Genomic DNA, 12,536 nt, shown 5'->3' on the forward strand with positions numbered 1-12,536 from the left:
CCAGGATGTTCACTCCTCCCGGTACATTTGAAGGCCGACCCATGGCGCTGCCGACGACGGTGTGTCAAACATGGAGGTCGTGCCGGGTTACGCGTATCTCTTCGTCGCCGCTGTAATGGTCATCTCAGCAGGGGTGATGATTGCCCTCGGCCGCAGGAAACGTGCCAAGGAAGGAACCTACAACGCGGAAGCGTTCGGTTTCATCGGCGGCGTGCTGAACGCGTTGTTCATCGTCGTCATCGCTTTCTACACGGTGATCACGTGGACCGAGGCGGACGCGAGCGAGCAGCACGCCGACGAGGAGTCCTCCAGCTTGATCGAAATCTATTGGCAGGTGGCCAACTCGCCTGCGCCGCAGAAGGACCAGATTCGCGCGCTGGTCAAGGAGTACACGACGGAGGTGATCGACCGCGAGTGGCCGATGCTGGAAGACCAGCAGGCCGATCCGAAGGCCGACGACCTCGTCGTGGCGCTGCGGGCGGAGATTGCCAAACTCCCCGCCGAATCGGATCGGGACCTGGCCACGCGGGACGAGGCGCTCAAGAGCGTGCGGAAAGTCGCCGACGAGCGCAGGGGGCGGATCGAACAGGCGACCGGGGACAGTTCGCTGCTGCACCTGCTGTTGTTCGGCACGATCATCGGCGGGGTCATGATGGTGGCCTTCCCGTTGCTGATGGGGTTCAGCAACGAACTGCGGCACGTCGTCGGACTCGTCGGGCTCGCGGGAATCGTGGCTTTCTCGCTCTACTTCGCGATCGAACTCGACGAGCCGTACAACGGCATGATCAAGGTGGAACCCGACGCGTTCAGGACGGCACTGGCCGAGTACGACCGCATTCCCTAATACGGCAGCGCCCAGATCGGGTTGGTGTAGAACCAAAGATCCCGCCACGGGTCCGCGTCGCCGACGACGTCGATCGCCGGCCCGGCCGGGTCGACCGCGGCGCCGTGAAAGCCGGGCGCGACCCGGTTGCCGTCCGTCCCCCGCACCCGCACGTAGACCGGCCGGTCGAGCCGCCCGAGCTGGTAGGTGAACGCCACGGTCCCGGCGGACTTGTTGACCTCGAAGGACTTGACCACCTTCGTCCGGGGCGCCGCGAACGTGTCCCGGTCGCGCACCGGCCCGGTCACATCGCCCTTGATGACGTCCACACGGGACAGAACAGGCACGAACCGCGCCCAGTTCGGCCCGTTCGCGAGGTCGATGCTGATCACCAGCTCCACCGGCGTGCCGCGGCGAACGTGCAACGAGCCGCCGAGCGTCGCACTGGACAGCCAGCCGCCCTGGCTGCGTAGTCGCACGTCGAGGCCGCTGATCAGCCCGCCGTGGTCGACCCACACCCGGCCCGCCCGGATGCCGTCCATCACCGCGCGATACGAGAAGTCAAGCGCGCCAACGTGTGTACGGCTGTAGCAGCCCGGCCAGAAGTCGCCGTCGGTCAGGTTGAGCGCACCGCCGTGCACGGGGTCGGAGTGCCTGCCGTTGGTGGTGAAGTCGCTGTTCGGGCCGCGCACCGAGGAGTCCGCGTACACGCTGTGCGAATCGGAGTTCGCCGTGATCCACCACGGCTTCCCCTCCGCGAGCAGGCTGTCCCACAGTCCACCGACGGTCGCGGTCAGCCAGTCGAAACCACCCCACGTGTAGTAGCTCTCCCGCGGGTAGCCGGGAAACGCGTTCGAGGCGGGCGAACCCTCGTAGAAACCTCGCGCGCGGCCGCCACCGTGCGGTTTGGGGATGCCGGCCGCCTGGTGTCCTGGCGCGCCTTCCATCCCGACCGCGATGCCCGGTGCGGCGTCACGCCAGCCACGGATCTCGTGCGGTGAGTCCACGCCTTTGCGGGCAGGGTGGTTCGCGAGCATCAACGCGTCGTCGACACGGCGGTCGCGCACGCCGTCGGCGAGGAAGTTCACACCCGCGATCGCCAGCGCTTCCTTGTCCGTGACGGTCTCGTTCGTCTGGCCGTCGTAGCCGAGTTCGAACTCCTTCAGGAACGACGCCTCGTTGCGTCCGGGCGCCACGAAGACCGTGCCGTGCTCCGCACCGGGGATGTTCCATTCCAGTCCCTGGAACACCAGCGTGCCGTCGTAGCGGTGCCGCGCCTGCTTGATGTCCGGGTTGACCTTGTCGACGCCGATCTTGGCGTGCACCGGTCCGCCGTGGTCGGTGATCACCATCCAGCCGAGTCCGTAGGCGTTCGCGTGTCGCACGTGGTCCACGACGCGGTACTTGCCGTCGTCGCTGTACTGCGTGTGGACGTGGTGGTCGCCCGCGAGCCACCGGAACCCGCCGCGCGGCACGCTGTTCTCGGCGACCCCGACGGCGACCGCGGGCGTCGCGTCGAGGACGTTTCCCGCTGTGGCCAGGCCCGCGCCGAGCAGTCCCGCTCGGCGGAACACCGACCGGCGGGTCAGCTCGTCGCGGTTGAGCTCTTCGTCCGGGACGTCCAGGTCCGCGGCCCGCGGCAGCTCGTCCGAGTGGATATGGAGGTGGACGTGGGGGTGATCATGGCCGTCATGGTGGTGATGATGTCCCACGTCCGCTCCTCATGTGCTCGTCGAAGACGGCGCAACACTGACCGCAGCAGATGAACGGCCGGGGAACCCGGACTTAACCGACGCTACCCCCGTGTTGCCATCGCGCGCAGGAAGAACGCGAGGTTGGCCGGGCGTTCGGCCAAACGGCGCATGAAGTACCCGTACCACTGCACGCCGTAGGGCACGTACACGCGCATCGTGTCCCCGCGGCCCGCGATCGTTTCCTGCTCCTGCGGCCGGATTCCGTACAGCATCTGGTACTCGAAGTCGCGCCCGGCGCCCAGTTCCGCGGCGATCGAGATGATCCGGGGGTCGTGCGAGGCGACCATCGGGTATCCCTGACCCTCCATCAGGACCCGGAGCACGCGCACGTAGTTGCAGTCGACTTCGGTCTTGTCCTGGTAGGCCACCGAAGCCGGTTCGCGGTACGCGCCCTTGCACAACCGCACCCGCGATCCCGGCCCGGACAGGTCACGCGCGTCGCCCTCGGTGCGGTGGAGGTACGCCTGCAGGACCGCACCGACCCACGGGAAGTCCGCACGCAGTTCGGACAGGATGTCCAGGGTGGAGTCCGTGGTGGTGTGGTCCTCCATGTCCAGCGTCAGGGTGGCGCCCGCACCGGACGCCGCCTCGGCGATCAGCCTGGCGTTGTCCAGCGCGATCTTGTGACCGTCGCCGGGCAGTGCCTGGCCGACCGCGGAGAGCTTGACCGACACGTCCGCACCAGCCGCGAGCCCCTGGTCGGACAGGGCCGACAGCAGTTCGGTGTACGCCTTGACCGTGTGGCTGGCGTCGGCGACCTCGGTGGTGTCCTCACCGAGGTAGTCGATGGTGACCGCACGGCCGGACTCCACGAGTGCCCTGGTCGCGGCGACCGCGTCGGGCGTCTCGGCGCCGGCGACGAACCGGCTGACCACGGGCTTGGTCAGCGGGTTGCGCTCGACGAGCTTTCGGGCCAACGGCGAGCGTGCCGCGGCAAGCAGGCTGGTACGCAACATGTCTACCTCCTACCCCTGGTGCGGGTGGCGTGAAACGGTCGGCGGCACAAAGGTTTCCTTGATCGATCGGGGGCTGACCCAACGCAGCAGGTTCAGCGGGGAACCGGCCTTGTCGTTCGTGCCCGACGCACGGCCACCGCCGAAGGGCTGCTGACCGACGACGGCGCCGGTCGGCTTGTCGTTGACGTAGAAGTTGCCCGCGGCGAAGCGCAACTGCTCGGAGGCGCGCTCGACGGCCGCGCGGTCGTTGGCGATCACAGCGCCGGTCAGGCCATACGGGGACGCGTTCTCCATCTGCGCGAGGACGGTCTCGTACGCGCTGTCCTCGTACACGTGCAGGGCGAGGACCGGGCCGAAGTACTCGGTGGTGAACACCTCGTTGGCCGGGTCGGTACCGAGCAGGACGGTCGGCCGGACGAAGAAGCCCTCGCTGTCGTCGGCGGTCCCACCTGCGGCGACGCGCAGCGACGGGTCCGACTTGGCCCGCTCGAGCACGCCGGACAGCTTGTCGAACGAGCGGCGGTCGATCACCGCGCCCATGAAGTTGCCGAAGTCGGTGACGTCACCGACGGTCAGCGACTCGACCTCGCTGAGGAAGTCGCCGGACATCCGCTGCCAGACCGACTTCGGCACGTAGGCACGGGACGCCGCGGAGCACTTCTGGCCCTGGTACTCGAACGCGCCGCGGACGAGTGCGGTCCGCAGCACGTCGACGTCCGCCGACGGGTGCGCGAGCACGAAGTCCTTGCCGCCGGTCTCACCGACGATCCGCGGGTAGGACCGGTATCCGGCGATGTTGGCGCCGACCTGGCCCCACAGGTGCTGGAAGGTCTTGGTCGAGCCGGTGAAGTGGATGCCAGCGAGGTCCGGGTCGGCCAGTGCGACGTCGGAGACCGCGAGGCCGTCGCCGGTGACCAGGTTGATCACACCGGCGGGCAGACCGGCCTCTTCGAGCAGGCGCATGGTCAGGTGCGCGGACAGCGACTGGGTCGGCGACGGCTTCCACACCACGGTGTTGCCCATCAGCGCGGGCGCGGTGGGCAGGTTCGCGGCGATCGCGGTGAAGTTGAACGGCGTGATGGCGTAGACGAAGCCCTCGAGCGGCCGGTGGTCGGTGCGGTTCCAGATGCCGGGCGAGCTGATCGGCTGCTCGGCCAGGATCTGGCGGGCGAAGTGCACGTTGAAGCGCCAGAAGTCGGCCAGTTCGCACGCCGCGTCGATCTCGGCCTGGATGGCGGTCTTGGACTGGCCGAGCATGGTGGCGGCGTTGAGCCGGGCGCGCCACGGGCCGGTCAGCAGGTCGGCGGCGCGCAGGAAGATCGCGGCGCGGGCGTCGAAGGGCAGCGAACGCCACGCGGGTGCGGCGCGCTTGGCGGCGGCGACCGCGGCCTGGGCGTCTTCGTGCGTGGCGTTGGCGAGCGTGCCGAGGACCGCGCGGTGGTTGTGGGGCTGCACGACGTCGATCCGGGCGCCACCGGCCATCCGCTGCTCACCGTCGATGGTGAGCGTGAACTCATGGGTTTCCTTGGCCTGCGCGGTGAGCTCGGCTTCCAGCGCGGCGCGCGGCGCGGTGCCCGGCGCGTAGTCGTAGACCTGCTCGTTGACCGGGGCGGGAACTCGAGTCACTGCGTCCATGCGCCCACCGTAGGGCCCTACTGAGCTGCAATTTTTGTAAGATTGGCTAGGATCCGGCCATCATGATTAGCCGATCGGACAACACGCTGCGTCAGCTGCTCCAGGCGCTCGGCGACCCGCTGGTCGACGTGGTCGCGGCACCGCGCGGCCTCGACGGCGTGGTGCGGGACGTGGTGATCCTCGATCCCGAAGACGACCCCGAGGTACGGCCCGGTGACGTCGTGCTGATCATCGGTGTCCGTGGTCGCGCAGCGGTGGCCACGGTGCGCGCCGCGGCACGACGCGGCGCACTCGCGGTCGCGGTGAAGGGGCGGGACGAGGCGCTGGAGCAAACGGCCAACGACGCGGGCGTCGCCCTGCTGTCGGTACGGCCCGACGCGCGGTGGGAGCAACTGGAGTCGGTCGCCCGCGCCAACGTCGGAGCGGACACCGACAGCGAAACGGTCGGCGATCTGTTCTCCCTCGCCCAGACGATCGCCGCGTTGACCGGCGGACTGGTCAGCATCGAGGACACCGCCAGCCGGGTGCTGGCGTACTCGCGGTCCTCCGACGAGGTCGACGAACTGCGGCGGCTGTCCATCCTCGGCCGCCAGGGCCCCGAGTCCTACCTGGCCAAACTCCGCGAGTGGGGCGTGTACCGGCGGTTGCGGGAAAGCGAGGCGGTCGAGCGCATCGACGAACGCCCCGAACTGGGCATCCGGCGGCGGTTGGCGGTCGGGATCCACGCGGGCGGGCAGTCCCTCGGAACCATCTGGGTGCAGGAGGGCGCGACCCCGCTCACCGACCAGGCCGAACGGGCGTTGCTTGGCGCTGCCCGCGTGACCGCGCTGCACCTGGTTCGCAGCCGCAACAACCCAGCCGCGCCGCTGCGACTGCGGGAGAGTCTGCTTGAAGGCTTGCTGGACGGGCACACCACGGCCGCGGCCGTCGCGGCGAACATCGGCGCTGATGCCCGTCGCGCGGCGGGGGTGGTGGCTTTCGAGCTCACCGACGAGGCCGACCGGTCCACTCTGGAGCTCCGAAGGGCCGAGCTGATCAACGTGATCTCCGTGCACGCCGCGGCTTATCGTCGTGCCGCTTTGGTCACCACGCTACGGGCTCGTATCTACGCGTTGCTTCCCGACCTGCACGCGGGTGACGGGATGACCACCCTCGCCAGGGAAATCGTCGCCGCGGCTCGGCAACACGCCGGTATCGCCGTTCGCGCTGCTGTCGGGATGGCACCAGACCTGAGTCGTACCGCAGGTGCCCGGCGGGAGGCTGATCGGATACTCGATGCGCGACTGGACGTTCCCGTCGCTTCGATCAACGACGTGCGCGCGGAGGTCATGGTCGCCGAACTGCTCGGCCTGCTCGCCGAACACGAGGAGATCCGCGACCCGCGGCTGACCGACCTGGTCGCACAGGACAACAAGGACATCCTGGTGCCTTCTGTTCTGGCATATCTCGAGGCGTTGGGGGATGTTCGGGCTGCCGCGCAGGTCTTGCACATCCACCCGAACACGCTGCGGTACCGGGTCCGGCGCGCCGCTGAGGTCGCCGGGATGGACCTCGACGACCCGAAACAGCGCCTGATCACCCAGCTACAGCTGATGCTCCACCGGCAAGGCTGATCGCGTTCTTGGCGCGTTCGATCGACTCCTCCGCAGGCGGACCGGCCGGGTTCTCGGTCGCGAGCGCCTGGTTGAGTTCGACGAACGGGCGCATCCGCTGCTCATAGGCGCCGAAGTCGTCGCCGAGTTCCTGCGCCAGGACGTATGCCCCGACCAACGCGAGGCTCGTGCCCTGGCCGGACAGCGGGGACGCGCAGTACCCCGCGTCGCCGACCAGCGCGATCCGGCCCGTGGTCCACGCGTCCATGTGGATCTGGGCCATGGCGTCGAAGTAGAAGGTCGGCGCGTCCGCCATCGCCGCCAACAACCTGGGCACTTCCCAGCCCGTTCCCGCCATGCGGTCGGCCATGGTTTTCTTCTGCCACTCGACATCCCGGTGGTCGTAGTCCATCTCCTCCGCCGAGAACCCGAGGGTGACCCTGAGCTCTGTGTTGTCCCGCACGGGGTACACGGCTCCACCGGCGTGGGTTTCCCGGTCCTGGAACCACATCTGCCAGTTGTCCAGGGCGAGGAAGTTGCCGGTCGGGAAGATCGCCAGGTACTGGCCGAGGTGCTTGGTGTAGGCCCGCTCCGGCCCGAACGCCAGCCTGCGCACTGTCGAGTGGGCGCCGTCCGCGCCGATCACGAAGTCGAACGTGCGCCAGCCGCCGTGCTCGAACTCGACCCGCACACCGTGCTCGACCTGGTCCATGGCCGTGATCTCGTCGCCGAACACGAACTCCACCTTGTCCTCGGTCAGCTCGTGGAGCATCGCGGTCAGGTCCTCGCGCAGCAGTTCGACGTCGCCGCTGTCCAGCCTTCCGCTGCTCAGCACGTGCTCCTCCGAGCGGAACAGCTCGTTGCCTTCGCCGTCGAGCATGGACATACCCCGCATCCGGGTGCGCGCCGCGCGCATTCGGTCACCGAGGCCCATCCGGGCCATCACTTCGAGGGCCGCGCCGCGGATGTCGACCGCCTGGCCGCCGGAGCGCAAGCCGGGCGATCGCTCGACCACTGTCACCGAGAAGCCTGCCTCGCGCACCCAGTGGGCCAGGGTCAGCCCCGCGACGCCTGCGCCGGAGATGAGGACGTTGCGCATTGTGTGCCTCCTGGAACGTTGTCTCTTGGATACGCCGCACACTATGCGTCTAGCTGGGTTTTCTTGCCAATTCTGACCTAGTACAGTTGGCCATCTGTACTAGCACAGGGAGCGTCCGTGGCCAGGTATCTCACCATCGTCGACGAGCTCAGACGCCGGATCACGGACGGCGAGCTGCCGCCGGGCGCGAAGGTGCCGTCCACGCGCAAGATCGCCGCCGAATGGGGCGTCGCCATGGCCACCGCGGCCAAAGCACTCGCCACCCTCAGCCACGAGGGGCTCGTCCGTGCCGAACCACGCTCCGGCACGGTCGTCGTCGGACCGTCCCGGCCGGTGAACGCGCCGAAGCAGAACACTCCGAAGCAGAACACCCCGCGGCCGCGCACCGGCAACGCGCCGGAGCTGACCCGGGAACGCATTGTGCGGGCCGGGATCGTGACGGCCGACGTCGAAGGGATCGACGCGCTGTCCATGCGCGGTGTCGCGGCGCGGCTGTCGGTCGCCCCGATGGCGCTGTACAAACACGTTGGGAGCAAAGAGGAACTCGTCATCCTGATGGCCGACGCGGCCTTCGGCGAACGCGGCTACCCGACCGAGCCGCCCGCGGGGTGGCGCGCGCGGCTCGAACTGTCGGCCCGGACCATGTGGTCGCTGTACCGCCGTCACCCGTGGCTCGCCCAGCTCGCGCCGATCACCCGGCCCCTGCCGTTGCCGAACCTCCTGACGCACGCGGAGTTCATTCTGTCCACATTGGACGGATATGGCCTCACCCCCGCGGCCATGTGCGACCTGCACGTGCTGCTGTTCAGCTACGTCCAGGGCATCGCGATCCACCTCGAACGCGAACAGCAGGCCGCGGGGTCGTCCGGACTGTCCGAAGACGACTGGATGGACACGCAGGCGCCCGCGATGGACACGATCGTCAACGACAGCCGCTACCCCACGTTCAGCCGGGTGCTGGCCACGCTGAACGCCGAGGGATACGACCTCGTTCTGGACAAGCTGTTCGAACAGGGTCTGCGCGCGTTGCTCGACGGGTTGGGGCTCGGCGAGCTCAGCGCGTGAAAGCCGGTTCGGTCGCGCGCGCCAGTTCGCTCGTCAGGTGGCCGCTCAACGTCAGCAAGGTCCGGTCGATGCACTCGACCAGCATCTTGCCGGTGGCCGGTTCCACAGTGGTCCAGTCACGCCCGTCGGCGGCGCGGTACTCCTCGATCAGGTAGCGGCCGTTGGGCGAGTCGAAGAAGCCGACCAGTTCGTCGTCCCGCACGGAGTACCCCATGTGGTCGATCACAGCCGCGGTGAACTCGCCGCGGTCCCCCGCGCCGTAGATGGTCTCGGCCAGCCAGTTGGCCTCTTCGGACCCGATGCGCGGCGCACGCGGCCTGGTCCTGGTGCCGGGTCCCGCGATCGACCGGAACCGGGCGTCGGCGATGACCTCGTTGGGCAGCGAAACCGTGCAGCCCGGCCCCGGCGATGCCTCCAGCAGCAACGACACGGGCGCGCGGGCAACGTCCTGCGGGCGGATGGCGTGGATGTTCACGTAACCGCCGACGTGCACACCGAAAGCGGCCTGGTCGCCCGCTGTCGCGGCGTACGCGCGGACCGGCCCGCCCAGCCACAGTCGCGCGCCGACGGCCCGGCTGGGCCGAGCCAGGATGTTGAGCAGCGCGACCAGCCGGGGATGGGGAGCGGTCGAGTCGGCCAGACCGGCGCGTTGCAGTTCCGCCCACGCCTTGGACACCATGCCGCGCTGGCCGGGGCCGTGGTGCGACACCGTCAGCGTCTCCGGCATGTCCAGCAGGCCGAGGTACTCCCACAGCACCTGGAACGCCAGGTCGGAGATGGTGAAGACCGGTCCGGGCGCACCCGCCGGTCTGCTTCTTGCGGTTTTCATGCACACCCCTCCCATCTGCCTTGCTATACGGACACTTGCCACTGTTCGGTTCACCCGTTCGTGGTTTGATCTCCGACCATGGGGTACCGACTCAACAGGCGTGCGGCGTTCGGTCTGGGGACCGCGGTCGCCGCAGGCAGTGTTCTCGGCAGCGCACCAGCGCTCGCGCAGGAGGAAGAAGCAAGTCCGGCCAGGCCGGACCGGGCCCGCGCCAGGGTCAAGCGGGTCTACGAGGAGAAGTCCGCCGACGCGGGCGGCACGTGGAACGCGTACATCAGCGTGGCCGACGGGGTCGCGGTCGACCAGGGCTCCGACGAGGTGGTCGAGGCGTACAGCGTCAACAAGGTCGCCGTCGCCGTCACGGTCCTTGACAAGATCGACCGTGGTGAGCTGGCGCTCGACCAGCAGGTCGAGGTGCCCGCCGACATCGTGATCAAGGATGGCGACGGGATCATCCCGCTGGACGGCGCGTACCCGAGCGTGTTCACGGTCGGGCACATCCTCGCCTTGTTCCTGACCGTCTCGGACGACACGTGCGTCCGGCTGGTCGGGCTGGTCTGCCCGCCCGCGGAGATCAACGCGACCCTGCAGGCGAAGGGGTTCCCGAAGACGCAGGTCATCCCGGTCGCCAACCCGAAGCGGTACTTCCTCGGCAAGACCACCCCGCGTGAGACGCACGACCTGCTCCAGGGCCTGGTCAAGGGCACGCTGCTCAGCCAGGCGTCGACCGACTACGCGTTGAGCCTGCTGCGCTCGCAGGTGGCGTTCACCGACGGGATCCGCCGGGTGATGTCGTCGGCCGACCGCGCCCGTGTCGCCACGAAGGCGGGTTGGCTCAACGACGGCCGCAACGAGGCCGGTGTCGTGTTCGACAAGGCAGGCAAGCCCGTCCTGACGTACGCGCTGTTCGCGCGCGGGCTGCCGGAGCACGCCGCGGACTTCGGCGGCACGCACCCGTTCGTGGACGCGCGTTCGGAGATGGGGCCGAAGTTCCTCCGCGCGGTGGACAGGATCTCCGGTGACAGCACCGCCAGGACGCTGCGCGCGCAGCCGTACCAGCCGTCCAACGGCGGCTGAACCGCGATGGGGCGGGGAACAGCCGTTTCCCGCCCGCTCCCCTGAGAGGGAGCTGATAGCTCTCTGTGAACATCCGGCTGGGGGCACAACTCACCCGTACCTCACGTTCAATGGGATGTACGAACCAACACCCCAGAGGTGAGAGCAGATGACCACAGCAGCCTTTCGTCCCACGAACTCCATTCCTTCGTTGCCGACGATGCCGAACGGGTGGCCCATCGGCTCATACGACACGTACGCCGAGGCCCAGCAGGCCGTCGACTACCTGGCGGACGCCAACTTCCCGGTGCAGGACGTCACCATCGTCGGTGTCGAGCCGTTGCTGGTCGAACGGGTCGCCGGGCGGTTGAGCTGGAGCCGCGTGCTCAGCGCGGGAGCGGCCAGCGGCGCGTGGTTCGGTTTGTTCGTCGGCCTGTTGCTGAGCATGTTCACGGCGGGCTTCGCGTGGGGACCGATCCTGGTCGGCCTGCTCGCCGGTACGGTCTTCGGGCTCGCGTTCGCCGCGATGAACTACAGCGCGACCCGTGGCCGCCGTGACTTCGTGTCGCACAGCCAGATCGTGGCCAGGCGCTACGACGTGTTGTGCCAGCCGCGCCAGGCCGAGGCGGCGCGCAACCTGCTGGCGAAGCTGTCCATCGGGATGCCCGCCAAGCAGGCGGCCACCCACGCCTGATCCGCACACCCGGGGCGGGACCGCGAATTCGCGGTCCCGCCTTTGTGCTATCATCGAAACCGGACCTCACAAGGCCATCTCAGTCATTTCTGTTTCCTTCATTTTTCGCCACCGAAAAGGCGCAATTTTTCGCCCAATAGGGCAATTCCGTCGACGACGGCTTGACCGATACCCATACTCGGCACCGTGATTCCGACATATGTTCTCGTTCATCCATCGGGCAGCAATTCCCGGGTCTGGACCGCCATGCAGCGGGAAATGGCGTTCCGCGGCCACCGGACGCTCGCGGTCGACCTGCCCGGCCGCGGCACGGGATTCACCAGGGCGTACCAGACGCAGGACCTGGCGGCGTTCGCGGCCGAGCCCTCGCCGATCGCGGACGTGACCGGGCCGCAGTGGGTCGGACACGTCGTCGACGCCGTGCGCCGGGTACGCGAACACGGCCCGGTGATCCTCGTCGGGCACAGCCTCGGCGGCCTGACCATCACGGGCGTGGCCAACGAGATCCCCGACCTGCTCGACCGGGTCGTGTACATCGCGGCGCAGTGCCCGGTCACCATGGCGGGCGCCGACTACCTCAGCGAGCCGGAATGGGCTTCCAGCGCGCTGTTCCCGGCGACGGCGCGGATCACGATGACCGATCCCGCCGAACGCGGCTACATCCGGCTCAACTGGCGCACCACTGATCCCGAGGCGTTCGACGCTTTGCACCACGCGCTCGGTGCGGACGCGACGCAGGAAGGATTCTGCGCGACGCTCAACGGATTCGAGCCCGACGAGGTCTGGTGGCAGACCAACCCGACGTTCGACATCCGCGTCGAGAAGGAGACGTGGGGCCGCGTGCCGCACAGCTTCATCATGCTGACCGAGGACAAAAGCATGCCTCCCGCCGCACAGGAGCGCTACATCAAGGAAGCGGACGCGTTGACGGCGGAAAACCCGTTCGACGTGCACCACGCGTCCGGCGGGCACGGCACGTTCCTGAACAAACCCGCAGAAGTGGCCGCCATTCTCAGCGGCTTCAGCGAATAGC

General features: G+C 68.4%; 11 protein-coding genes. 6 read left to right on the forward strand and 5 right to left on the reverse strand.

The annotated features are described in order from the left end of the window. Nucleotides 1-70: 70 nt before the first annotated feature. Nucleotides 71-844, forward strand: a complete 774-nt coding sequence (locus ALI144C_RS39060; RefSeq protein WP_076992266.1) for a bestrophin-like domain — start codon at nt 71-73, stop codon at nt 842-844. Here the strand turns inward: ALI144C_RS39060 and ALI144C_RS39065 are convergent. The 3 genes from ALI144C_RS39065 to pruA all read right to left on the reverse strand — a co-directional run bounded on the left by ALI144C_RS39065 (nt 841) and on the right by pruA (nt 5,168). After that, a complete protein-coding gene (locus tag ALI144C_RS39065; RefSeq protein WP_076992267.1) occupies nt 841-2,535 on the reverse strand; it encodes a PHP domain-containing protein in 1,695 nt (564 codons plus the stop codon). The genes ALI144C_RS39060 and ALI144C_RS39065 overlap by 4 nt on opposite strands. Before the next feature lie 83 nt (nt 2,536-2,618). Continuing rightward, the gene (locus ALI144C_RS39070) at nt 2,619-3,533 is read right to left on the reverse strand and encodes a proline dehydrogenase family protein (protein WP_076992268.1); all 915 of its coding nucleotides are present in this window, start codon (nt 3,531-3,533) and stop codon (nt 2,619-2,621) included. 9 nt (nt 3,534-3,542) lie between these two features. Then, nucleotides 3,543-5,168 carry an L-glutamate gamma-semialdehyde dehydrogenase gene (pruA, locus tag ALI144C_RS39075; protein ID WP_076992269.1) on the reverse strand — a complete coding sequence of 542 codons (1,626 nt, stop codon included), beginning with the start codon at nt 5,166-5,168 and terminating at the stop codon, nt 3,543-3,545. A 62-nt stretch (nt 5,169-5,230) separates the two neighbouring features. On the opposite strand from pruA, the gene ALI144C_RS39080 reads away from it, so the two are divergent. Next, nucleotides 5,231-6,781 (forward strand): PucR family transcriptional regulator, encoded by a 1,551-nt coding sequence (locus tag ALI144C_RS39080; RefSeq protein WP_076992270.1) that lies wholly within the window; start codon nt 5,231-5,233, stop codon nt 6,779-6,781. Here the strand turns inward: ALI144C_RS39080 and ALI144C_RS39085 are convergent. Then, on the reverse strand, nt 6,744-7,859 hold the full coding sequence (locus ALI144C_RS39085; protein WP_076992271.1) for an FAD-dependent monooxygenase: 1,116 nt from the start codon (nt 7,857-7,859) through the stop codon (nt 6,744-6,746). The genes ALI144C_RS39080 and ALI144C_RS39085 overlap by 38 nt on opposite strands. Nucleotides 7,860-7,976: 117 nt before the next feature. On the opposite strand from ALI144C_RS39085, the gene ALI144C_RS39090 reads away from it, so the two are divergent. Then, entirely contained in the window at nt 7,977-8,924 is a 948-nt protein-coding gene (locus ALI144C_RS39090; protein ID WP_076992272.1) for a GntR family transcriptional regulator, read from the forward strand. On the opposite strand, the gene ALI144C_RS39095 is transcribed toward ALI144C_RS39090, so the two are convergent. Beyond that, nucleotides 8,914-9,753, reverse strand: coding sequence for an ESX secretion-associated protein EspG (locus ALI144C_RS39095; RefSeq protein ID WP_076992273.1), 840 nt, complete (start codon nt 9,751-9,753; stop codon nt 8,914-8,916). The genes ALI144C_RS39090 and ALI144C_RS39095 overlap by 11 nt on opposite strands. Before the next feature lie 78 nt (nt 9,754-9,831). Here ALI144C_RS39095 and ALI144C_RS39100 point away from each other — a divergent pair, with 78 nt between their 5' ends. The 3 genes from ALI144C_RS39100 (at nt 9,832) to ALI144C_RS39110 (ending at nt 12,535) form a co-directional block, all read left to right on the forward strand. Beyond that, a complete protein-coding gene (locus ALI144C_RS39100) occupies nt 9,832-10,830 on the forward strand; it encodes a serine hydrolase (RefSeq protein WP_193441266.1) in 999 nt (332 codons plus the stop codon). A gap of 148 nt (nt 10,831-10,978) precedes the next feature. Further along, complete coding sequence (locus ALI144C_RS39105; RefSeq protein ID WP_076992274.1) at nt 10,979-11,503, forward strand: general stress protein; 525 nt, start codon at nt 10,979-10,981, stop codon at nt 11,501-11,503. Nucleotides 11,504-11,689: 186 nt separating this feature from the next. Then, nucleotides 11,690-12,535, forward strand: coding sequence for an alpha/beta fold hydrolase (locus tag ALI144C_RS39110; protein ID WP_076992275.1), 846 nt, complete (start codon nt 11,690-11,692; stop codon nt 12,533-12,535). The last annotated feature ends 1 nt before the right edge of the window (nt 12,536 follow it).

The sequence above is a fragment of the Actinosynnema sp. ALI-1.44 genome (assembly GCF_001984155.1).
GTDB lineage: Bacteria > Actinomycetota > Actinomycetes > Mycobacteriales > Pseudonocardiaceae > Kibdelosporangium.

Bases quoted from the DNA above. Each gene is read 5' to 3' on its own strand.
- ALI144C_RS39060 (WP_076992266.1), top strand. From the start codon at position 71: ATGGAGGTCGTGCCGGGTTACGCGTATCTCTTCGTCGCCGCTGTAATG.
- ALI144C_RS39070 (WP_076992268.1), bottom strand. From the start codon at position 3,533: ATGTTGCGTACCAGCCTGCTTGCCGCGGCACGCTCGCCGTTGGCCCGA.
- pruA (WP_076992269.1), bottom strand. From the start codon at position 5,168: ATGGACGCAGTGACTCGAGTTCCCGCCCCGGTCAACGAGCAGGTCTAC.
- ALI144C_RS39080 (WP_076992270.1), top strand. From the start codon at position 5,231: ATGATTAGCCGATCGGACAACACGCTGCGTCAGCTGCTCCAGGCGCTC.
- ALI144C_RS39085 (WP_076992271.1), bottom strand. From the start codon at position 7,859: ATGCGCAACGTCCTCATCTCCGGCGCAGGCGTCGCGGGGCTGACCCTG.
- ALI144C_RS39095 (WP_076992273.1), bottom strand. From the start codon at position 9,753: ATGAAAACCGCAAGAAGCAGACCGGCGGGTGCGCCCGGACCGGTCTTC.
- ALI144C_RS39100 (WP_193441266.1), top strand. From the start codon at position 9,832: ATGGGGTACCGACTCAACAGGCGTGCGGCGTTCGGTCTGGGGACCGCG.
- ALI144C_RS39105 (WP_076992274.1), top strand. From the start codon at position 10,979: ATGACCACAGCAGCCTTTCGTCCCACGAACTCCATTCCTTCGTTGCCG.